The 21,794-nt window shown below is 62.6% G+C and carries 20 protein-coding genes; 12 read left to right on the plus strand and 8 right to left on the minus strand.

The features are described 5' to 3' along the window. Positions 1–48: 48 nt before the first annotated feature. Complete coding sequence (locus AC6I97_RS22360; protein ID WP_497946832.1) at positions 49–390, minus strand: hypothetical protein; 342 nt, start codon at positions 388–390, stop codon at positions 49–51. Between the two features lie 299 nt (positions 391–689). Here AC6I97_RS22360 and AC6I97_RS22365 point away from each other — a divergent pair, with 299 nt between their 5' ends. Then, positions 690–2,849, plus strand: coding sequence for an amylo-alpha-1,6-glucosidase (locus tag AC6I97_RS22365; protein ID WP_497946833.1), 2,160 nt, complete (start codon positions 690–692; stop codon positions 2,847–2,849). Positions 2,850–2,969: 120 nt separating this feature from the next. Here the strand turns inward: AC6I97_RS22365 and hxlA are convergent, their stop codons facing one another. Together hxlA and hxlB are read right to left on the minus strand one after the other, a co-directional pair. Next, positions 2,970–3,593 (minus strand): 3-hexulose-6-phosphate synthase, encoded by a 624-nt coding sequence (gene hxlA, locus AC6I97_RS22370; protein WP_224095053.1) that lies wholly within the window; start codon positions 3,591–3,593, stop codon positions 2,970–2,972. A gap of 110 nt (positions 3,594–3,703) precedes the next feature. Then, positions 3,704–4,294 (minus strand): 6-phospho-3-hexuloisomerase, encoded by a 591-nt coding sequence (hxlB, locus tag AC6I97_RS22375; RefSeq protein ID WP_224095052.1) that lies wholly within the window; start codon positions 4,292–4,294, stop codon positions 3,704–3,706. A 148-nt stretch (positions 4,295–4,442) separates the two neighbouring features. On the opposite strand from hxlB, the gene AC6I97_RS22380 reads away from it, so the two are divergent. After that, complete coding sequence (locus tag AC6I97_RS22380) at positions 4,443–5,735, plus strand: helix-turn-helix transcriptional regulator (RefSeq protein ID WP_497946834.1); 1,293 nt, start codon at positions 4,443–4,445, stop codon at positions 5,733–5,735. Between the two features lie 8 nt (positions 5,736–5,743). On the opposite strand, the gene AC6I97_RS22385 is transcribed toward AC6I97_RS22380, so the two are convergent. The 5 genes from AC6I97_RS22385 to AC6I97_RS22405 all read right to left on the minus strand — a co-directional run bounded on the left by AC6I97_RS22385 (position 5,744) and on the right by AC6I97_RS22405 (position 9,527). Then, on the minus strand, positions 5,744–6,367 hold the full coding sequence (locus AC6I97_RS22385; RefSeq protein WP_224166192.1) for an MBL fold metallo-hydrolase: 624 nt from the start codon (positions 6,365–6,367) through the stop codon (positions 5,744–5,746). Then, on the minus strand, positions 6,367–7,470 hold the full coding sequence (locus AC6I97_RS22390; RefSeq protein ID WP_224166191.1) for an S-(hydroxymethyl)mycothiol dehydrogenase: 1,104 nt from the start codon (positions 7,468–7,470) through the stop codon (positions 6,367–6,369). Before AC6I97_RS22390 ends, AC6I97_RS22385 begins: the two co-directional genes overlap by 1 nt. A gap of 65 nt (positions 7,471–7,535) precedes the next feature. After that, positions 7,536–7,760: a hypothetical protein gene (locus tag AC6I97_RS22395; RefSeq protein ID WP_216922220.1), complete on the minus strand. Its 225-nt coding sequence runs from the start codon at positions 7,758–7,760 to the stop codon at positions 7,536–7,538. A 6-nt stretch (positions 7,761–7,766) separates the two neighbouring features. Further along, complete coding sequence (gene pdxS / locus AC6I97_RS22400) at positions 7,767–8,681, minus strand: pyridoxal 5'-phosphate synthase lyase subunit PdxS (protein WP_309929518.1); 915 nt, start codon at positions 8,679–8,681, stop codon at positions 7,767–7,769. 165 nt (positions 8,682–8,846) lie between these two features. Further along, positions 8,847–9,527: a GntR family transcriptional regulator gene (locus AC6I97_RS22405; RefSeq protein ID WP_224095049.1), complete on the minus strand. Its 681-nt coding sequence runs from the start codon at positions 9,525–9,527 to the stop codon at positions 8,847–8,849. A gap of 120 nt (positions 9,528–9,647) precedes the next feature. On the opposite strand from AC6I97_RS22405, the gene purU reads away from it, so the two are divergent. The 10 genes from purU to AC6I97_RS22455 form a co-directional block, all read left to right on the plus strand. Beyond that, positions 9,648–10,562, plus strand: a complete 915-nt coding sequence (gene purU, locus AC6I97_RS22410) for a formyltetrahydrofolate deformylase (RefSeq protein WP_224095047.1) — start codon at positions 9,648–9,650, stop codon at positions 10,560–10,562. A gap of 50 nt (positions 10,563–10,612) precedes the next feature. Continuing rightward, entirely contained in the window at positions 10,613–13,105 is a 2,493-nt protein-coding gene (locus tag AC6I97_RS22415; RefSeq protein ID WP_224095045.1) for a GcvT family protein, read from the plus strand. Between the two features lie 124 nt (positions 13,106–13,229). Then, complete coding sequence (locus tag AC6I97_RS22420) at positions 13,230–13,856, plus strand: cyclodeaminase/cyclohydrolase family protein (RefSeq protein ID WP_224095043.1); 627 nt, start codon at positions 13,230–13,232, stop codon at positions 13,854–13,856. Next, entirely contained in the window at positions 13,853–14,743 is an 891-nt protein-coding gene (locus AC6I97_RS22425) for a bifunctional 5,10-methylenetetrahydrofolate dehydrogenase/5,10-methenyltetrahydrofolate cyclohydrolase (RefSeq protein ID WP_497946835.1), read from the plus strand. The genes AC6I97_RS22420 and AC6I97_RS22425 overlap by 4 nt, the downstream gene beginning before the upstream one ends. Before the next feature lie 2 nt (positions 14,744–14,745). Beyond that, the gene (locus AC6I97_RS22430; RefSeq protein ID WP_497946836.1) at positions 14,746–15,585 is read left to right on the plus strand and encodes a methylenetetrahydrofolate reductase; all 840 of its coding nucleotides are present in this window, start codon (positions 14,746–14,748) and stop codon (positions 15,583–15,585) included. Beyond that, complete coding sequence (locus tag AC6I97_RS22435) at positions 15,540–17,858, plus strand: FdhF/YdeP family oxidoreductase (protein ID WP_497946841.1); 2,319 nt, start codon at positions 15,540–15,542, stop codon at positions 17,856–17,858. The genes AC6I97_RS22430 and AC6I97_RS22435 overlap by 46 nt, the downstream gene beginning before the upstream one ends. A 148-nt stretch (positions 17,859–18,006) precedes the next feature. Next, a complete protein-coding gene (locus AC6I97_RS22440; RefSeq protein ID WP_497946842.1) occupies positions 18,007–18,429 on the plus strand; it encodes a GlcG/HbpS family heme-binding protein in 423 nt (140 codons plus the stop codon). A 141-nt stretch (positions 18,430–18,570) separates the two neighbouring features. Then, positions 18,571–19,788 (plus strand): formaldehyde dehydrogenase, glutathione-independent, encoded by a 1,218-nt coding sequence (gene fdhA / locus AC6I97_RS22445; RefSeq protein ID WP_224095036.1) that lies wholly within the window; start codon positions 18,571–18,573, stop codon positions 19,786–19,788. Positions 19,789–19,814: 26 nt separating this feature from the next. Further along, positions 19,815–21,149 carry a molybdopterin molybdotransferase MoeA gene (locus tag AC6I97_RS22450; protein WP_497946847.1) on the plus strand — a complete coding sequence of 445 codons (1,335 nt, stop codon included), beginning with the start codon at positions 19,815–19,817 and terminating at the stop codon, positions 21,147–21,149. Then, a partial coding sequence (locus tag AC6I97_RS22455; RefSeq protein ID WP_497946852.1) for a formate dehydrogenase accessory sulfurtransferase FdhD occupies positions 21,137–21,794 on the plus strand: 658 nt, incomplete at its 3' end. The genes AC6I97_RS22450 and AC6I97_RS22455, both read left to right, overlap by 13 nt.

A 21,794-nucleotide genomic window follows, 5' to 3' on the forward strand; every position in this document is an offset into this window, starting at 1 on the left:
AGGCATCCTAAGGGCATCAGCTGAACAACAAACCCGGAACTCAGGGGGTTACCTCAATGAGGGAACCGAGTCCTCATTTATTTGACTGAATTCGGGGGCGCTGGTGTCGGTTTCAGTCCAGACGGGGACACTGTTCATCACGTAGTCCCTGGCTGCGGGACCCACCATGTTCAGGCCGGGGTAGATGCGCTGGCCATGATTCTTCCTGGCGCGCAATCCTTCAAGTTCAAGGGCGGTCCTGAAAGCGGAATCGGGAATGGGCACTTTGCGTCCGAGGACGCACCAACTGATGTAGAGGCCGTAGAGGGTGTCGAAATCCAGACCCTGCTCGGTGTCGTCGTCAAACACCACACAGTCACTGAGGAAACTACTGATTTGGGTGTCGGTCATTGCGGGGCCTCCGGTGGCGGAAGTAAAAACGGGCCGCCGGGCTGCATCAGCGAATGTCCTGTTCACCCACTATAGTCCTCCTGGGGTTCGCCTGTACCGGAAAGTAGGTTAACTCTGGATGCATTCTCTGCGGCGACACCGTCAAACGAACCTTCAACCCTCTGGTGCCCACCGCCGCATCGGCGTAGCTTCGGATACGTGCACACATGCGGCTGCACACCGGCCCCTCGGGCGAGCCAGGCAACGGTTTGCGTGGGCATTGTGGCTGATTGACTGTTCCGCTGATTGGAGGCACAGACGTGGCTGGATGGAATGCCGATACTGCCGCCGGGCCCCTTGGTTCCGGCACGGTCACGCTGGTGGAAGGCTCGTCCTTCTGCATTTCTGCCGCCAACGGAGACATCCGCCCTGAGCTACCGCAGGGTGTGTTCCACCTGGACACCCGGATCCTCTCCAAGTGGGAATTGACGGTCAACGGACAACCACTTGAGCCACTGGCCGCGGAGACCAAGGAACCTTACCGGGCGCTCTTTGCCTCCCGGGTGCCCCGTTCCGACGGATACGCGGACAGTCCGCTGCTGGTGGAGCGGCTGCGCGAGGTCGGGGCCGGAATCCTGGAGAAGATCACAGTCCGGAACTACTCCACCAAAGCGGCGGACTGCCGGATCCTGCTGACGGTCGAATCTGACTTCGCGGACCTTTTTGAGGTGAAGGAGGCCAGGATTACCCGCCACTGGACCGAGACCCGTCTTCCTGAAGGCAATTCACTGGAAATTCGTGGCAAATGGGAGGGTTTCCGAAAAAGCGTCGTCATCCAGGCTGAAGGTGCGGGTGCCGGAGCAAAGGCGTTGGGCTTCACCGCGAAAATTCCCCCTTTTGGGAGCTGGAGTACCCGCGTGAGCGTGGTGCCCACCGTTGATGGAGCCGGCACGCCGGTGCCGTTTACCCATCCAGCCCAGGGTGAGCTCTCCCCCAGCGACAGGCGCAGGCAGGAGTGGGTAGCCAGGATCCCTGCCTTGCAGATCAGCAACCACTCCATCGAGAGCACGCTCCGCCGCAGCTATGAGGACCTGGGCGCCCTCCGGATCCAGGACCCGGAACATCCGGACAGGGTGGTGGTTGCTGCCGGCGCGCCGTGGTTCATGACGCTGTTTGGCCGCGACTCGCTGTGGGCTTCGGAAATGGCCCTGCCGGTGGACCCGTCACTGGCCTTGGGCACGCTGCGAACGTTGGCCGACCGCCAAGGAACGGTGGTGGATCCGGTCAGTGAGGAAGAACCGGGCAAGATCCTCCACGAGGTGAGGCTCGACGTCTCCAGCGGCCTCGCTCTCGGCGGAAAGTCCGCGTACTACGGCAGCGTTGATGCAACCCCACTCTTCGTGGTTGTCCTGGGATCGGTCAGCCGCTGGGGATTCTCCAAGGACACTATCGCCGCCCTCCTGCCGAACGCCGACCGCGCCCTTGAGTGGATCCGTGATTACGGCGACCGGGACGGCGATGGCTTCGTGGAGTACGCGCGGCCCAACGAGCACGGGCTCATCAACCAAGGATGGAAGGACTCCTGGGACGGCATCAACTTTGCCGATGGCACCCTCGCTGAACCGCCCCTGGCGCTATGCGAAGTCCAGGCGTACGTGCACGGCGCCTATACGTCCCGGGCCTGGATGGCGTACGACGCCGGCGACCTCACCTTGGCTGCCGAACTTCAGGAACGCGCTGATCGCCTCAAGCAGAGGTTCAACGAAGAGTTTTGGCTTCCGGACAAGGGCTATTATGCCGTCGCATTGGACCGCGACAAGCGGCCTGTGGACGCATGCGCCTCCAACATGGGCCACACCATGTGGTTTGGCTTGATGGATGAGGACAAGGCCCCCTCTGTTGTGGAGCACCTGATGTCCCCGGAGATGTTCAGTGGTTGGGGAATCCGGACGTTGGCAAGCAACATGGGCGCCTACAACCCGGCCAGTTACCACAACGGCTCAGTCTGGCCGCACGACAATGCGCTGATTGTCCAAGGACTGCTGCGGTACGGATTTGTGGAGGAAGCACAACGGATTGCCACAGCCTTGCTGGAAGCCGCCGAGTATTCAGGCGGCCGGCTCCCGGAACTCTTCTGCGGATTCGACCGGAAACAATTCAGCGAACCGGTTCCGTATCCAACCGCCTGCTCACCCCAGGCATGGGCTGCCACAACGCCCATTCAGCTGGTGATGGGCCTCATGCGCTACGACGCCCACATATCGTTGGGCGGCGTCTGGCTGGATCCTGTTTTGCCGCCGTCCTTCGGAGACCTCCACATCGGAAACGCCCCCATGGGAAGTGACCGCATCACCATCGACATTGTCGGCTCGAAGCCCACGGTCCAAGGCCTGCCGGAGGGCTTGACATTCCGCCATGCGCAGCGGCCGTGGCTCACGGAGCTACTGGAACAGGCGCACCTACGGAGCCCGGAAACCTGAGGTCCGACCAAACTGAGGGCCGGAAATGTGGGGCCCCAAAAAGCGAGCCGCCCGGAAAGTCCCTTTCAAAGGGTACTTCCCGGGCGGCTTCAAGCGGGTTCAGTGAGTGGGCAACAGGCCTTACTGGATGGCTGCTTTGAGTTCCTTGGCGGCCAGTTCCGGATCTAGGGCGCTGTAGATGGCGCTACCGGCCACGGCTACGTCGGCACCGGCCAACTGCACGGCCTGGATGGTGGAGAGGTTGACGCCGCCTGCAACCGAGAACGGTACACGGGCTTCTTCACCGGCGTTAAGGAGTCCGCGAAGATCGAAGCCAGGCTGGGCTTGCTCGTCCAGGCCAGCGTGGAATTCGATGAACTTGGCCCCGAGAGCGCGGGCTTCCTTCGCACGGGTGACCTTGTCGGCAACGCCGATCAGGTCAACCACGATGCCCTTGTTGTGCGTCTGGGCTGCCTTGACGGCGCCTGCAATGGTGGAGTCGTCTGCCGTTCCGAGCACTGAGACGAGGTCGGCGCCGGCCTTGAAGGCGATGTCGGCTTCGAGTTCTCCAGCGTCCATGGTCTTCATGTCGGCGAAGACGATCTTGGTGGGGTGTGCTTCCTTGATCGCGGTCACTGCGGAGAGACCCTCCGCCTTGATCAGCGGCGTGCCCAGTTCGATGATGTCAACGTGCTCGGCGACTTTGCCGGCCAGGTCCAGGGCTGCCTCGGTGGTGAGGAGGTCAAGTGCGACTTGGAGTTTCATAGTGTTCTTACTTTCTTTGTGGGTTGTGTTGAGTTGGTGCGGTCCCAAGTAGGTAGCAGCAGAGCCCCTTTTGAGCGTTCATAACGGCCTCTGCTGCTACTTAGTTGGGCTTACTCGAGGTTGGCGTGACGCAGCCAGAGCTGTTCAGCGGGTTCGTCGGCGGCGTCCCAGAGGGTCTGGAAAACCGACTCCGTGGCGAGGAACAGCGCCTGCTCGAAAAGGCTGCCGGAGTACTGGCGCGAAATGTTTGAACCGTGGTCCGTCTTTTGGGCCGCCGGGATAATCACCAAAGCGTCGGCCAGCCCGGCCAAGGGCGAGTCTGCATTGGTGGTGATGGCTGCAACCTGTGCACCTGCTTCAAGTGCGGTCTGGGCGGCTTTTACCACACCGGACGTCGTACCTGAACCGGATGCGACCACCAGGAGATCTCCGGAACTGATGGCTGGCGTGGTGGTGTCGCCGGCGACATGGACCGTCAGGCCGAGGTGCATCAGCCTCATGGCCGCCATCCTGAGGACCAGGCCGCTGCGCCCTGCTCCTGCAAGGAACACACGTCCGGCACCCTTGATCCTGTCCGCAAGATGGGCCAACTGGGCGTAGTCAATGCCGGAGGTAGTGTCAGCGACTTCGCCCAGGATCAGGGATACATTGCCGGCTACGTCCGCGCTCGTGGCAGTTGCTGTTTCTGCGGTGACGTTCACATTCACTCCTTCGTGGATAGGTGCTCAAGCCTTTCGGGCCTATAGACAAGTCTTCCGGGCAGTTCGGGTAGGGGGAACGCCGAAAACGAGCAGTTCATACCACCCTTTTGGGTAGTTAACGTGGCTCCTCTTCGTTTAGGCTGCATCCATGACCCAGCTGGCAGAGACCAAACGCCGCCCGGATAGCGGATCCCTTCCGTGGCAACTTCTGGACGCCATCGCAGATATCGCGCAAGCACCCCTGATGCGTATTGCAGAGACCCTGCGTGGCGCCCTTTCACCCTTCATCAAATGCAGCGCACTGGTGATCTTTACCGAGGACTGCACGGGCCGGCCGCAAAAGAAGGCGGGCGAGGAAAGCATTGTCAGCAGGGTTTCCATCCCGGAACTGGACCGTGTAAGGGCCGTGATTCCAGGCGGTGGCCCCTGGCGGGGCAAGGCTGTTGTTGCCGGGAAAGAGCGGGAGGTTTTGGCCTTGGGCTATGCGCCCAGCAACGCCCTCCTGGTCCTCACGGATCCTCTGGAAGGCCAGGCAGAAGATGCCGGGCGTGTCCTCTCCTACCTTTGGCGGCTCACTGCGGCCCGTATCCAGGAGAAGGTCTCTGACGCGCCGCCGTCGTACCTTCTGGAATCCCGCGCCGCATCAGCGGAGCGGATCCGCGTAACTGCCGAGCTGGTGGATCAACACTCCACCACATTGGAAACCGTGCTCGCGGCGTTGAGGTCCAACTCCATGGACGACCACGCGGCCCGAACAGCCGTCACAGACATGACCGTCAAGGCCCTGATCAGCCTGCGGACGTTGAACGACCGCACCAGCGATCTTGTGGAGGAGCCGGTCAGCACGGCGTTCGAAAGGCTTCGCGATGACCTCCGGCCGCTGATGCACTTCAGCAACATCGATATCCAGTTCATCGAACCGCCTGCGAACGGCAGGGCGTTGCCGGGGGAAGTAGCCCACGCCGCCCGCGCCGTGGTTCGAGGCCTGGTCCTGGCTATCGCCGAGCAACCTGACGTGCATCGTGTCCGGGCACAGTGGGACTGCGACGGCGAGAACCTGCTCATCAACGTCCGTGACGATGGCAGGGGCGAGCTATCCCCCGAGGCTCCCAATATCGAACGCCTGCGCCAACGCGTGCAAGCCGTTAACGGCAGGATGAGCCTGGACGTCATGCAGGGCTGGGGAGCCGACATCTCGGTTGTGTTGCCGTTGGATGCACCATCAGCTCCGGCAGGGGATGTCGCGGCTTGGGGCCTTGCGGCGAGGGAGTTGGAAGTCCTGCAATTACTGGCGGCCGGCCAACGTAACCGGGCCATCGCCGCTGAACTCAATGTCAGCGAAAATACTGTGAAATTTCATATCCGGAATCTCTTCCGGAAGCTCGACGTCCGGTCCCGCACTGAGGCCATCGCTTTGGCGCACAGTGCGGGACTCCGGTAGTCGGCCGCTTAGTCCTGCTTTAGGAGGGCCAGCGTCCCGCGCTCGGCTCCGATGGTGGTGTTGTCCCCATGCCCGGTACGCACTACCGTGTGGGCGGGCAGGGTCAGGAGCCGTTCCCGGATGGATGCCAGGATGGTGGGGTAATCGCTGTAAGACCGCCCGGTTGCGCCCGGACCACCGTTAAACAGGGTGTCTCCGGTGAAGACCGTGTCCTGTTCCTCCAGCAGGAAGCACGTGGACCCGGGAGAGTGGCCGGGCGTGTGGATGGCCCGCAATTCAGCTCCAGCGACCGTGAAAACGTCGCCGTCGCTGAGGTACTTGTCCGGCGTGGTGTCCGGATAGACCTGCTCCCACAACACCAGATCCTCGGGATGCAGGTAGATGGGCGCTTGAACGGCGTCAGCGACCTCCCGCACGGCCCCAATATGGTCGTTGTGGGCGTGGGTCAGCAGGATGGCCAGGACTTTGCGGCCCTGCACCTGCTCGATGATGGCCTGGGCATCGTGCGGGGCATCGATGATGACGCATTCCTGCTCATCCCCCACAATCCAGACGTTGTTGTCCACGTCCCAGGTGCCGCCGTCGAGCGAAAACGTTCCGGAAGTGACGCGGTTCTCTACGGTGACGGCCATCAGAGCGCCACCGCCGGTTCGATTTCCACTACGGAGCGAAGGACTTTGCCCTCCTGCATCCGGGCGAAGGCTTCCTCCACCTGGTCGATCGTGATGCGTTCGGTCACGAAGGCGTCCAGGTTCAGGTTGCCTTGCTTGTAGTGCTCCACCAGCATCGGGAAGTCGCGCGAAGGCAGGCAGTCGCCGTACCAGGAGGACTTCAAGGAACCGCCGCGGCCGAAGACATCCAGCAGCGGCAACTCCAGCGTGGCGGTGGGCGAAGGAACGCCGACCAAAACAACGCGGCCTGCGAGGTCACGGGCATAGAAAGCCTGCTTGTACGTCTCGGGACGTCCGACGGCGTCAATCACCAGGTCTGCGCCGTTGCCTCCCGTCAGGGCCCGGATAGCTTCTACCGGATCCTCGATGCTGGAGTTCACTCCGTGGGTGGCTCCCAGGGACTTGGCCATGTCCACCTTGTTGGCATCGATATCCACGGCAATGATGGTGGTGGCACCAGCCAACTTGGCGCCGGCGATCGCGGCAATGCCTACGCCGCCGCACCCGATGACGGCCACGGACTCACCACGCTTGACCTCACCGGTATTGATGGCCGCACCGATGCCGGCCATCACGCCGCATCCCAGCAGACCCACTGCGGCGGGATCCACCGAATCATCTACCTTGGTGCATTGACCCGCAGCCACGAGGGTCTTCTCGGCGAAGGCGCCGATTCCCAGTGCGGGCGAAAGCTCAGTGCCGTCCTCCAGCGTCATCTTCTGCGTAGCGTTGTGGGTGTTGAAGCAGTACTGCGGCTGGCCCTTGGCGCAGGCACGACATTGACCGCACACCGCACGCCAGTTCAGGATGACCCTGTCTCCGGGGGCAACATCCATGACATCCGGGCCGACCGCGCTGACCACGCCTGTGGCCTCGTGGCCCAGAAGGAACGGGAAATCGTCCGAGATGCCACCCTGCTGGTAGTGCAGATCGGTGTGGCACACACCGCAGGTGAGGATATCCACCAACGCCTCACCCGGCCCTGGATCCGGCACCAGGATGGTCTCCAACGTGACGGGAGCGTTCTTTTCCTTGGCGATGACAGCTTTTACTTTGTGAACCACGATCGGTTCCTTTCTCGGGTCGCGGAGAACGGGCAGTAGTTTGGATCAGGCACGGACGACAATCATCACACCCACACCTGATAACCGGTTGACTTATCGAACAGCCTCCTTGTAGATGCCCCGGCAGCTGCGATCCAAAGGACGGAGTCGTCGTCGGACGCCTGCTCAACCACGCCTGTCATGACAAGGTCGTCCGAGAGCCAGACCTCCACAGTATGGCCTGTTAACTGTGCCCAGTCCTTGCGCAGGCCGCGCCCGGTGATTGTCCTGTCCGGTTTCGCCCCCAACATCGCACGTCACCAGCCGCGTTCTGCCAGGCGGTGGGGCTGCGGGATTTCGTCGACGTTGATGCCAACCATGGCTTCGCCCAGGCCGCGGGAGACTTTGGCAATCACATCGGGATCGTCGTAGTAGGCGGTGGCCTTCACGACGGCGGCAGCGCGCTCGGCAGGGTTGCCGGACTTGAAAATGCCGGAGCCAACGAACACACCGTCGGCGCCGAGCTGCATCATCATGGCAGCGTCGGCCGGGGTCGCGATGCCACCAGCGGTGAACAGCACCACCGGGAGCTTGCCCGTGGCAGCCACTTCCTTGACCAGCTCGTACGGGGCCTGCAGTTCCTTGGCCGCGACATACAGCTCGTCCTCAGGAAGGGCTGCGAGCTTGGCGATCTCGGAACGGATCTTGCGCATGTGCCCGGTGGCGTTGGAAACATCCCCGGTGCCGGCTTCGCCCTTGGAACGGATCATCGCCGCGCCCTCGTTGATGCGGCGCAGCGCCTCACCAAGGTTCGTGGCACCACAGACGAAGGGAACGGTGAAGTTCCACTTGTCGATGTGGTTGATGTAGTCCGCCGGGGTCAGGACCTCGGACTCGTCGATGTAGTCCACGCCAAGGGACTGCAGGACCTGGGCCTCGACGAAGTGGCCGATGCGGGCCTTGGCCATGACCGGGATGGACACGGCGGCGATGATCTGATCGATCATGTCGGGATCGGACATGCGGGACACGCCACCCTGGGCGCGGATGTCGGCGGGTACGCGCTCGAGCGCCATGACGGCGACGGCACCGGCGTCCTCGGCGATACGGGCCTGCTCGACGTTAACGACGTCCATGATGACGCCGCCCTTGAGCATCTCCGCCATGCCCCGCTTGACGCGGCCCGAGCCAGTGAGCGTGATGTGTTCGAACGGGCGTGGTGTAAAGGTCACGTGATACTCCAAGGGACTGAAGCCTGCGATTCATCACAAGCTCCCGGAACTGCACGCCCGGCCAAGAGCCAGGAGAACACCTGATATCCGGGTGATATATTAGTTAGAGTTCAGTATGCAATCGCCGAAGCCGGGAGTCAATCCCGGATCGCGCCAGGCAAATTCCTATGCTGCGAAAAGTGCCGTGCGGACGGCGTGCTCAAAGCCCGTGACGTGCGCCTTTGCAAGCTCTGCGGCCTTCTCCTCATCACCATCGATGACCGCGCGCAGGAGGTCCAGGTGTTCGCGCACGTGATGCTCAAGGTCCGGTAGCCGATCCAGAACCATGCACCAAATTCGGGTGGCCAGGTTGTCATAGCGGATCAGGACATCCTCGAGATGTGGATTCGCCGCGGCCGCGTAAATGCCCTGGTGGACGCTGGCATCCAGGCGCAGGGTCTCCACTACGGAGGCGCCGGCAACATCGAAGTCCTCCACGGCCTTCATGACGTCCCGCAGATGCTGCCGCGTAGCCGCAGAAGCCACGCGCGCCGCGCGTGCTGCGGCCAGTGGCTCCAGTTGGGTGCGGATCTCTGAAATAAAGGCCAGGTCAGTCACGTCCACTCGGGTGGCAAAGGTGCCCCGGCGCGGATAAGTGACCACCAGACGGTCCAGTTCCAACCGCTTCAAGGCTTCGCGCACGGGAGTGCGCCCAATCCCGAGGTCCTTCGCCAACTGGTCATCATTGAGGAGATCCCCGGGCTTGATGTCCAGCATCAGGAGCCGGTCGCGCAAACGCTCATACGCGACGTCGGCCAAGGATTTCCTGCTGGTATCGTCCGAGATTGCCAGAGTTCCAAATGCCACTGTGCCAGCCCTTTCCGCAGTTCCCGAAAACCTATTGACCTGTCCTTGAGACCAGTATACGCTGATTCCCAATCCTAATATATCAGTACGGGACTCAAGAATATATCTAAAGGAGGAGACATGACCCTCGTGGCGACAGACTCACCAACCAGCATCCTGCCCCAGCCAGCAGCGCTCAATGACGAGCAGGCTCAGAAGTTCGTACTCACATTGTCGTGCGTCGAGCGCGCCGGAATCGTGCAGGCGGTCACAACCTTCCTGTTTGAGCGCGGCTTCAACATTGACGAACACCAGCAGTTCGACGACGGCATCCGCCAGACGCTGCACCTTCGCACCGCCTTTTCCGGCTCCCCCGAATACTCGGCGGACCGGCTTGAGGAAGAGTTCAGTGCAATCGCTGACCGCTTCGACATGAAATTCAGCTTCCATGACCAGACCAAGAAGCGCGTGCTGGTCATGGTGTCCAAGTTTGGACACTGCCTTAACGATCTCATCTTCCGCTGGCGCGGCGGCAGCCTGGGCGGAGACCTCGTAGCTGTTGTTTCCAACCACGAGACCCACCGCGCCATGGCCGAGGCAGCCGGACTGCCCTTCATCCACATCCCGGTTACGCCGGACACCAAGGCCGAGGCGGAGCAGAAGCTCCTGGAACTCGTGGATGAGTACAAGGCTGACCTGGTGGTGCTTGCCCGCTACATGCAGGTACTCTCCGATAACCTGTGCCGCTCCCTCGAGGGCCGGGCCATCAATATCCACCACTCGTTCCTGCCTGGATTCAAGGGCGCCCGCCCCTACCACCAGGCCTATGATCGTGGCGTGAAGCTTGTTGGAGCAACCGCGCACTATGTCACGGCAGACCTCGACGAGGGCCCGATCATCGAGCAGGAAGTCATCCGCGTGGACCACAGCTACGGCCCCAACGCGCTCTCAACGGTGGGCCAGGATGCTGAAGCACTGGCACTGTCCAGGGCTGTCCGCTGGCACTGCGAACACCGCGTGCTGCTGGACCAGACCAGCACAGTCGTCTTCCGGTAAGACACCCTCCCCACCGTCCACACACACGAACTTCAGCAGGAGAAACTTTCATGACATCGACGCCTCGCATTGTCATCATCGGCGCTGGGATTGTCGGCACCAACCTCGCCGACGAACTGGTCACCCGCGGTTGGAACAACATCACCGTCCTGGACCAGGGGCCGCTGAACATGCCCGGAGGGTCCACGTCCCACGCACCGGGCCTGGTCTTCCAGACGAACCCTTCCAAGTCCATGGCACTGTTCGCCAAGTACACGGTGGAAAAGCTGCTCTCACTCACCGAAGACGGCCAGAGCTGCTTCAACCAGGTGGGAGGCCTGGAAGTCGCGACTACAGAGACCCGCCTGGCTGACCTGAAGCGCAAGCTCGGTTACGCACAGTCGTGGGGCATCGACGGCAAGATCCTCTCCCGCGAGGAATGCAAGGAGCTCTACCCCCTGATCAACGAGGAAGACATCCTTGGCGGCCTTCACGTTCCCACCGACGGCCTGGCCTTGGCCGCCCGCGCGGTCCAGCTGCTGATCAAGCGGACCGAAGCTGCCGGAGTCAAGTACCTCGGCAACACCGAAGTCACGGGAATTGAGCAGTCCGGCCGACGCGTCACGGGCGTCCAGACCGCCGATGGCGTCATCCCCGCCGACATTGTGGTTTCCTGCGCCGGCTTCTGGGGTGCGAAAATCGGCGAGATGATCGGTATGTCCGTACCGCTCCTCCCGCTGGCCCACCAATATGTAAAAACGACGCCGGTTCCGGCCCAGAAGGGTAAGAACGAACTACCCAACGGCGCCCAGCTGCCCATCCTCCGCCACCAGGACCAGGATCTCTATTACCGCGAGCACGGCGAGCGCTACGGAATCGGCTCCTACGCACACCGCCCCATGCCTGTGGATCTTGACGAGCTGGGCAGCTACGAGCCCAGCAGCATCAGCGAACACAACATGCCTTCGCGCCTTGACTTCACCCTTGAGGACTTCCTCCCCGCGTGGGAAGCAACCAAGCAGATCCTGCCGGCACTGCGCGAAAGTGAGATCGAGGATGGCTTCAACGGCATCTTCTCCTTCACTCCTGACGGCGGTTCCCTGGTGGGCGAATCCAAGGAGCTCGATGGCTTCTTCGTCGCCGAAGCCGTGTGGGTGACCCACTCTGCCGGCATCGCCCGCGCCGTTGCCGAGGTACTGGTTGACGGCAAGTCGCAGATCGACCTTGGAGACTGCGACATCCACCGCTTCGAAGAGGTCCAGCTGACGCCTGAATACGTCAGCGAAACTTCGCAGCAGAACTTCGTGGAAATCTACGATGTCCTGCACCCGCTCCAGCCCAAGCTCTCCCCCCGCAACCTTCGCGTCAGCCCGTTCCACGCCCGCCACAAGCAGTTGGGTGGCTACTTCCTTGAGGGTGGCGGATGGGAGCGCCCGTACTGGTTCGAGGCCAACGCTGAACTTTTGAAGGAAATGCCTGACGAGTGGCAGCCGCCTGCCCGCGACGCCTGGTCCGGGATGTTCAGCTCCCCCATCGCCGCAGCCGAGGCGTGGAAGACCCGTACCGCAGTTGCCATGTATGACATGACTCCCCTGAAGCGCCTTGAAGTCAGCGGCCCGGGCGCCCTGAAGTTGCTGCAGGAACTGACCACGGGTGATCTGGCCAAGAAGCCGGGCGCTGTGACCTACACGCTGCTCCTGGATGAGGCCGGTGGAATCCGAAGCGATATCACCGTGGCCCGCCTGAGTGAGGACACGTTCCAGTTGGGTGCCAATGGCAACATTGACACCGCCTACTTTGAGCGCGCTGCCCGTCACCAGACTGAAAACGGCAGCGCCGGCGATTGGGTCCAGGTTCGGGACACCACCGGTGGCACTTGCTGCATCGGCCTGTGGGGTCCGCTGGCCCGCGACCTCATGAGCAACGCCAGCAGCGACGACTTCACTAATGACGGCCTGAAGTACTTCCGCTCCAAGCAGGTCACCATCGGCGGCGTCACCGTTACCGCCATGCGGCTTTCCTACGTTGGTGAACTGGGCTGGGAGCTTTACACCAGCGCGGACAACGGCCAGCGCCTGTGGGATGCGCTCTGGAAGGCCGGCCAGCCGTTCGGCGTCATTGCCGCAGGACGCGCCGCCTTTAGCGCACTGCGCCTAGAAAAGGGCTACCGCTCGTGGGGCAGCGACATGACCACGGAGCACGACCCCTTCGAAGCAGGCCTCGGCTTCGCCGTAAAGATGGCCAAGGAGAACTTCGTCGGCAAGGCCGCCCTTGAGGGACGCACGGAGGAAAGCTCGGCACGGCGCTTGCGCTGCTTGACGGTCGACGACGGCCGTAGCCTTGTGCTGGGCAAGGAACCTGTGTTCTACAAGGACCAGGCAGTTGGTTACGTCACCAGCGCCGCCTACGGCTACTCGGTGAAGAAGCCAATTGCCTACGCCTACCTTCCTGCCGCCGTTTCAATTGGTGATTCCGTGGAGATCGAATACTTCGGACGCCGCATCCAGGCGACAGTCACCCAGGACCCGCTGTACGACCCCACCATGAGCAGGCTCCGCGGCTAAGGCCTGGCGGACGCTTCAGTTGGCCAGCGGCCCGGACTCATCCCCTCGCAACGGGGTCCGGGCCGCTGTCTTACCCGTTCTACTTCAGCCCGGCCTTACTTCGTCAACCAGCCCAGGAAGACACATGATCAGTTCAGAAACCATCAACGACTACCTTGCCAGGCTCGCTTCGCGGCAGCCCACCCCCGGCGGAGGTGCCGCCGCCGCCCTTCACGCCGCCCAGGGCGCCGCCTTGGTGGCCATGGTGGCCAGGTACACCACGGGTGAAAAGTATGCGCAGCATGCAGAACCCGTTGCCCGCATCACCAGCGCTGCGGACCATTTAATTGTTGAAGCGCTGCGCCTCGCAGACGCCGATGAGCACGCCTTCCAACGAGTAATTGATTCGTACAAACTCCCGTCCGGGACCGGGGAACTCAAGGCCGCGCGCGCTGCCGGCATCCAGGATGCCCTGGTCCAGGCGGCACACACACCTGCCCAGCTGATCAACCTGGCCGGTGAGGTGGTGGAACTCGCCACGGAACTCTTTGACATGGCCAACCCCAATGTCATCAGCGACGTCGCGGCAGCAGCAGATGCTGCCCGTGCCGCAGCCACAACCGCACGCGTCAACATCGACATCAACGTAGTGGCCATCAAGGATGGCGAAGCCCGCTCGCGCTTGGCAGAACAGACCGACGGCCTTGAGGAAAAAGTGGTCCTCGCAGCTGATTCCCTCGTCAAGCGCGTACGCGAAAGGATCCTCGCGTGAGTACTGAAGTGCTTTCCGGAAAGGGACTGGCCGCCCTCATCCAGCAGCGTGCGCAGGACGAGGCCCGCCTCCTTGAATATGAGGGCCAGCGCCCTTCACTGGCCGTGGTGGTGGCAACGGACGACGAGTCCACGCACTGGTACGTCCGCTCCATTGAGCGCGCCGCGGAGCGCGCCGGAATAGGCTGCCGGATCCTGGACCTTGGGCATGATGCCACGGAACAGGTGCTGGCGAGCGTGTTGAAAGACCTCAGCGCTGAGCAATCGGTCAACGGCATTATTCTTCAAACGCCGTTGCCCGCGGGTGTTCGAACAGACGCGCTCGTGGGGCTGATCGCTCCGGAAAAGGACATTGACGGGGCCAACCCGCTCAGCCTGGGCCGCCTGGCCGTGGGTCAGCCCGCCTTCGCCCCTGCAACCGCACAGGCCGTGGTGGAACTGCTTGAGCATTTCCAGGTTCCGCTCGCAGGACGGAGCGTCGCCGTCGTCGGGCGTTCCGCTGTGGTGGGAAAGCCGCTGTCCCTGCTGCTGCTCGAAAAGGACGCCACCGTCACCATCTGCCACTCCAAATCAGGGGCGCTTGAGCGCTATACCCGGCCCGCCGACGTCGTGGTTGTAGCCGCAGGGCGGACCGGGCTGCTGACGGGCAGCCACGTTTCGCCGGCGTCGGTAGTGATCGACGTCGGAACGAACGTCCTTCCGGACGGTTCCCTGGTGGGAGACGTGGACGAGGCCAGTGTCACTGGTGTGGCGGCTGCCCTGACGCCGGTACCCGGCGGGGTGGGCTCAGTGACCACCGCGTTGCTGCTCCTCCACACCACTGAAGCTGCCCGGGCACAAGCACGGCTGCTGGAGAAGACGGCCCTGGTTTCTGGAACCGCTGGATAGCCATGGAAACGCCGATCCGCCTGGAGGTTAGTCCCTCCGCTGACCTTGCCCGGCAACTGCCTCCCGCCTACGGGGCGCCGGGGATGATCAGCGTGACCTGCCTGCCGCATCACGGTCCGGCCAGGACGGTCGCTGCGTCGATTGAACTTGCCCGGCTGGGCTACCACGTCATCCCGCATCTGGCAGCCCGGAGCATCGCCAGCCAGGCAGAGCTGCACCTGTTCCTTCATCAATTGCATGACGAGGGCGTCCGGGAACTTTTCCTCATTGCCGGAGACCGCAGCGTACCTGCCGGCCCGTATTCCTGGAGCGGCCAGCTGATGGAGGACATCAAGGCTTTCCCGGAAGATTTCTCCCTTGGCATCGCCGGTTACCCGGAAGGCCACCCGCAACTGAGCGCAGAACAGTTGCGGAGCAGCCTGGCCGGCAAGTCACCCCTGGCGTCGTCCATGGTCACGCAAATGTGCTTTTCGGCGGAATCCATCAGCTCATACCTGCAGGAGTTGCACCGGGCCGGATCCCGGCTTCCAGTCTGGGTGGGCGTCCCCGGGCCGGTGTCCATGCAGAAGCTGCTGGCCATGGGTGCGCGATTGGGTGTGGGACGCTCACTCAAGCTGGCCCGCGGTACAGGAATGGCCAAGGCACTCCTGCGCGGTGGTGACGTCATGCGCTATGACAGCTCCGGCCTGATCCGGGAAGTTCATCAGGCCCTCGATGGCCATCCGCTGTTTGCCGGCATCCACGTCTACAGCTTCAACGACCTCAGCCGCCTACCCAGATTTGAAGGGAAGATCGCATGGCTTCCAAAGCCCCCCGTGAAAACATCGACGAGTCAAAGCTGACCGTCACCAAACCCAAGACAAAGGCTGTCGGCATTCCAGCCGTTGCCAACGCACTGAAGATCTCCCTGGAACAAATGGGCCCGGTGCGAAGCGTACAAACGCTGCTGGCAGTCAACCAGATCGATGGATTCGACTGCATGGGCTGCGCTTGGCCGGAACACGAGAAGCGCAACGCGGCAGAGTTCTGCGAGAACGGGGCCAAGGCCGTCGCCGAGGAAGCTACCAGGCGCCGTGTCACGCCAGAGTTCTTTGCCCAGCACTCCGTTGCTGAACTGAAGACCCGCGATGACTACTGGCTGGGCCAGCAGGGCCGGCTGACCCACCCTATGTTCCTCGATGAAGGCGCCACCCACTACACGCCCATCGAATGGGACAAGGCCTATGACCTCATGGCCGAGGAGCTCCGGGGCATGGACCATCCCGATCAGGCAGTCTTCTATACATCCGGCCGAACCTCCAACGAGGCTGCCTTCGTCTACCAACTCCTGGTGCGCGGCCTTGGCACCAACAACCTGCCGGACTGCTCCAACATGTGCCACGAGTCCTCAGGCTCCGCGCTGGTGGAAACCATCGGAATCGGCAAGGGGTCCGTAAGCTTGACCGACTTGGAGACGGCTTCGCTGATCTTCGTAGCCGGGCAGAACCCAGGCACCAACCACCCGCGCATGCTCAGCGCCCTGGAGAAGGCCAAGAAGAACGGCGCGGTCATCGTGTCCGTCAATCCACTTCCCGAAGCCGGACTCCTGCACTTTGAAAACCCCCAACACGTAGCAGGCATGGTGGTGGGAACCCAGCTGACGGATGACTTCCTCCAAATCCGTGCCGGCGGCGATCAAGCCCTCTTCCAGGGCCTCGGTAAATACCTCCTGGAAGCCGAAGCCGCGGGCCGCAAAACCCCGGGCCTGGAAACCGTCCTTGACCACAGGTTCATCGAGGACCACACCGTGGGCATCGACGAATACCTGCGCTTCCTGGAAAAGGTGGAGTGGGACGACATCGTGGAAGCAACAGGCCTCACCCTGGAGCAGATCCACTCCACAGGCGAACGGCTCCTGGCCTCGAACGCCACCATCGTGTGCTGGGCGATGGGATTGACCCAGCACAAACATTCGGTACCCACCCTCCGCGACGTCGTGAACGTCCTGCTGCTTCAGGGGAACATCGGCAAGCCCGGCGCCGGAGTTTGCCCAGTGCGCGGCCACTCAAACGTCCAGGGCGACCGCACCATGGGCATCTTCGAGAAGATGCCGGAAAAGTTCCATGACCGGCTGGACAACGAGTTCGAGTTCCTGTCACCACGGGAGCACGGCTTTGACACTGTTGCCGCCATCCGCGCCATGAGAGACGGAAAGGTCCGCTTCTTCATGGGGATGGGTGGAAACTTTGTTCGTGCCGCCCCTGACTCGGACGTTACGGAACAAGCGCTCGCCAACACACGGTTGAGCGTCCAGATCTCCACAAAGCTGAACCATTCGCATCTGTCCACGGGCAAGCGGGCTTTGATTCTCCCAACACTCGGACGCACGGAGAAGGACACGCAGCGGACCGGTGACCAGAGGGTTACCGTGGAAGACTCCATGAGCGCGGTCCATGCATCCCGGGGACGCCTCAAGCCTGCGAGCGAGCACCTCCACTCGGAAGTTGCCATTGTGTGCAATCTTGCCCACCGGCTCTTCACCGATGGCACCGTGCGCCTGCCCAACGCCCCCAAGGCCGCGTGGCTGTCGATGCGTGATGACTACTCGCTGATCCGCAAACACATCGAGGCCGTGTTCGATGGCTTCGAGAACTTCGAAGAGCGGATCCAGCACCCGGGCGGCTTCGTGCTGCCGCACCCGCCGCGCGATGCCCGGAAGTTCGATACCGCTTCAGGCAAAGCACACTTCACAGGCAACGAGCTTGAATACATCAAGGTCCCGCCCGGCAGGCTGGTGCTCCAAACGCTGCGGTCGCACGACCAGTACAACACCACCATCTACGGCAAGGACGACCGCTACCGCGGCATCCATGGTGGGCGGAGGGTGGTCCTCATCAACGAGTCCGATATCGCGGAGCTGGGGTTTGCTGATGGTGAGATGGTCCACCTGATTTCAGAATTCCAGGGAACTGAACGCCGCGCAGAAGACTTCCGCATCGTTTCGTACTCCACTCCCAAGGGGTGCGCCGCTGCCTACTACCCGGAAACCAACGTCCTTGTACCGCTGGACTCTGTTGCCGATACCAGTGGGACGCCGACGTCCAAGTCCGTCATCGTCCGGCTCGAACGGGCCTGAATGAGTCTGGACACAGTGTGATACATGCCATAGTATGTGACTGATATATCTTTCCTATTGGATCAAAGATATTAGGAGACCAGGCGCCGGAGCCCGCGCCCACCAAGAGCAATTTGCCCTCATGAAGACATCTATCAATGGAGAAACAATGTCTGATATCACCCAAGTCCAAGCAGATGCTGTACTAGCTGCGGCGCGCGACGCCGCGCGCGGAACCGAAACAGCAATGAACATCGCCGTGGTGGACGCCGGCGGCAACCTCAAGGCCTTCACCCGCATGGACAGGGCCTGGCTCGGCAGCATCGACATCTCCATCAAGAAGGCACGCACCGCCCGCTACTTCGACATGCCCACGGGCGCAATCGGCGAGCTTTCGCAGCCGGGGGGACCGTTGTACAACATCGAGGTCTCCAACGGCGGACTCATTACGTTCCCGGGTGGCATCCCCCTGCGAGGGGAGGACGGCACTGTAATCGGGGCGATCGGCGTCAGTGGCAGCACGGTAGAGAACGACCACACCGTGGCGTCCGCAGGAGCAGCAGTAGAGCTTCAGGGCGCGGCCCGGCCGTAAGCAAAGAAAAAACTGTCCAATTGCCCGTGAATGGTGCTTCGGTGGCCTGAAACCTGGGGAGGTATTTCCTCATCGAAGCACCGCTCTCGGGCAATTGGGCAGCATTCATTTTCCGTATCACCACATGCCCAAGGAGTGTCCATGTCTGGAAACCGAGCAGTCGCCTACAAGGAACCCGGTGTCGTCGAAATCATCAACACTGACTACCCGACGTTCGAACTCAAGGACGGACCGGGCGTCAACCCGGCCAACGTCGGCCGGAAGGTACCGCATGGCGCGATCCTCCGCACGGTGACAACCAACATCTGCGGTTCCGACCAGCACATGGTCCGCGGCCGCACCACAGCCCCACAGGACCTGGTCCTCGGCCACGAAATCACCGGCGAAGTGGTGGAGGTAGGTCCCGACGTCGAGTTCATCAAGGTGGGCGACATCGTCTCGGTGCCGTTCAACATTTCCTGCGGCCGGTGCCGGAACTGCAAAGAGCAAAAGACCGGGATCTGCCTCAACGTCAACCCTGACCGCCCGGGCAGCGCTTACGGCTATGTGGATATGGGCGGCTGGGTAGGCGGACAGGCCGAATACGTGCTGGTTCCCTATGCCGACTGGAACCTGCTGCGCTTCCCGGACCGCGACCAGGCCCTGGAAAAGATCATGGACCTGACCATGCTCTCGGACATCTTCCCCACAGGCTTCCACGGCGCCGTTACAGCCGGCGTGGGCGTAGGGTCCACGGTGTACGTCGCCGGTGCCGGCCCTGTGGGTCTGGCTGCCGCCGTCGGCGCGCAGTTGCTTGGCGCCGCCGTCGTGATTGTGGGCGACATGAACGAAGACCGGCTGGCACAGGCGCGCTCGTTCGGCTGCGAAACCGTCAACGTCTCCAACGGCGACCCGAAGGAGCAGATCGCGCAGATCCTCGGAGTGCCGGAAGTGGATTGCGGCGTAGACGCGGTTGGCTTCGAAGCCCGCGGCCACGGAAGGGACGCCTCGCACGAGGCTCCCGCCACCGTGCTGAACTCCCTTATGGACATCACCGCAGCCGGCGGCTCCCTGGGTATCCCGGGCCTCTACGTCACGGGCGATCCGGGCGGAATCGATGAAGCAGCCAAGCACGGCTCCCTCTCGCTCTCACTGGGTACCGGCTGGGCAAAGTCCCTGTCCTTCACCACGGGCCAGTGCCCGGTGATGAAGTACAACCGCCAATTGATGATGGCCATCCTCCACGACAAGGTCCAGATCGCCAAGGCAGTCAATGCCCAAGCCATCCCCCTTGAGGACGCTCCCCGCGGCTACGCCGAGTTCGACGCCGGCGCGGCAACAAAGTTCGTACTGAACCCGAACGGCTACGTGAAGGCTTAGTACGCAAACACCAGGAAGGGGGCATCATGCTCGCGCAGGAAATTCTCTGCGGCACTTCGCCAACATCCCACGTGCCCTGCGAGCGGATGCCTGCCCCAACGTGGTCCGAAGCCCGGCAGATGGCCTTCGATTGCGCTGTTCCGCTTGCGTCAGCGTCTGTACCACTGGCGGACGCGATCGGAAACGTGCTGACCACTGATGTGACGGCGTGCCAGGACCTTCCGCACTACGCGTCCTCTGCCATGGATGGCTGGGCCATTCATGGCGGAGGACCGTGGGAGATCACGACGCCGGGGCTGCCGCTGTCACCGGGACAAGCCAGCGTCATTGCCACCGGTGGCCTGGTTCCGGAAGGTGCCGTGGCGGTACTTCGGAAGGAGAGCGGACACGCCTTCGACGCCGGATACGGGCTGCAGCTCGCACTGAAACCCGACGCGAAACCCGGCGAGACGCTCCCTGGGCGGCATATACGGCCAGCCGGTGAAGAAGCCCGGGCCGGCGACGTCCTCGTGCCCTCCGGCACACTCCTTAATCCAGCCCACATTGCCCTTGCTGCCGTAGCAGGCCACGACCAACTGCAGGTGCAACGCAAGCCGCGGGTCGCCGTCGTGCTTACCGGCTCCGAGGTGGTGACCTCGGGTGTGCCGGCAGCGGGGCAGGTTCGCGACAGCTTCGGCCCGCAACTCGGCGCCGTGATTTCCCAGCTGGGCGGAATTCCAGGCGGCCAGCAACGGATCGGCGACTCATACGAAGAGTGGCTGTCCGCACTTGACTCTCCGCACGGAGGCGGACACCCGGATGTCACGATCACCACCGGCGGCACCGGCAAATCCGGAACTGACCACTTCCGCGCCGCAGTGGCCGCGCTCGGTGGGCGCCTACTGCTCGACGGCGTCGCTATGCGCCCCGGTCATCCTGCAGTATTGGCTGAACTCCCTGACGGCCGCTTCATCATCGGCCTCCCAGGCAACCCCTTGGCCGCAATGATGGCCCTCATGACCATCGGCGAACCACTGCTCGCTGCCCTCCAAAACAGGCCTTTCCGGACACCTGGCCACCTCACGTCCGCGGCGGACGTCGATCCGGGTCCTGGCCGGACACAACTCATCCCCTGCACCTTCGTCCACGGGCTCGCTTTTCCTGCTTCCCACACGGGTCCCGGCATGATGCGCGGGCTGGCTTGGGCCGACGGTTTCATGGCCGTTCCCCCTGGCGGAGTTGAAGCAGGCGAACCCGTCCCTGTCATGCCGCTGCCCTGGACCAGCGCCTGGTCAAGCGGCTGGTCAAGCGGCTGGTCACAGGCGCAAGCAACCACCGATTTCCCCAACCTGTCAGGAAGGTACGCACCATGGCACGGATGACACAGCGCCGGAAGATACACCGCTTCCATCTGGACGGGACAGGTACCGAATATCCGGTGCGGTTCAAGGAAGACGTCCTCGCCGCCGAGGAGCCCCTGGAAATCAGGATCGGCGGCCGCTCCTTCGCCGTGACCATGAGGACTCCAGGAGACGACTTTGACCTCGTAGCCGGATTCCTGGTGTCCGAGGGCATCATCCGCAGCCAGTCCGAGCTGATCTCCCTGCGTTTTTGTGCCGGCGAGAAGGACGGAACGCAAACCTTCAACGTTGTGGAGGCCCAGCTTCGCTCCGACGTGCAGATGCCCGACACCATGCGGCACGTCTACACCTCCAGCTCGTGCGGCATCTGTGGAACGGACTCCATCGAAGCCGTCCGCAAGACCCTTCATTTCGATCCCTCCCAGGACCCGCTGCGGGTTCCCGTTGATATCCTGGCCGAACTGCCCGAACGCCTCCGGGAAGCCCAGGCGGTGTTCGACAGGACCGGTGGAGTCCACGCCGCCGGGCTCTTCAGGGTGGACGGCGCCAGCCCCGAACTCCTCTGTTTGCGGGAGGACGTGGGCCGCCACAACGCCGTGGACAAAGTAGTGGGCTGGGCACTGCGCCAGGATCTGCTGCCCCTGACGGGCTTGGTCCTGCAGGTTT

The organism is Arthrobacter sp. TmtSoilC48 (assembly GCF_059739425.1).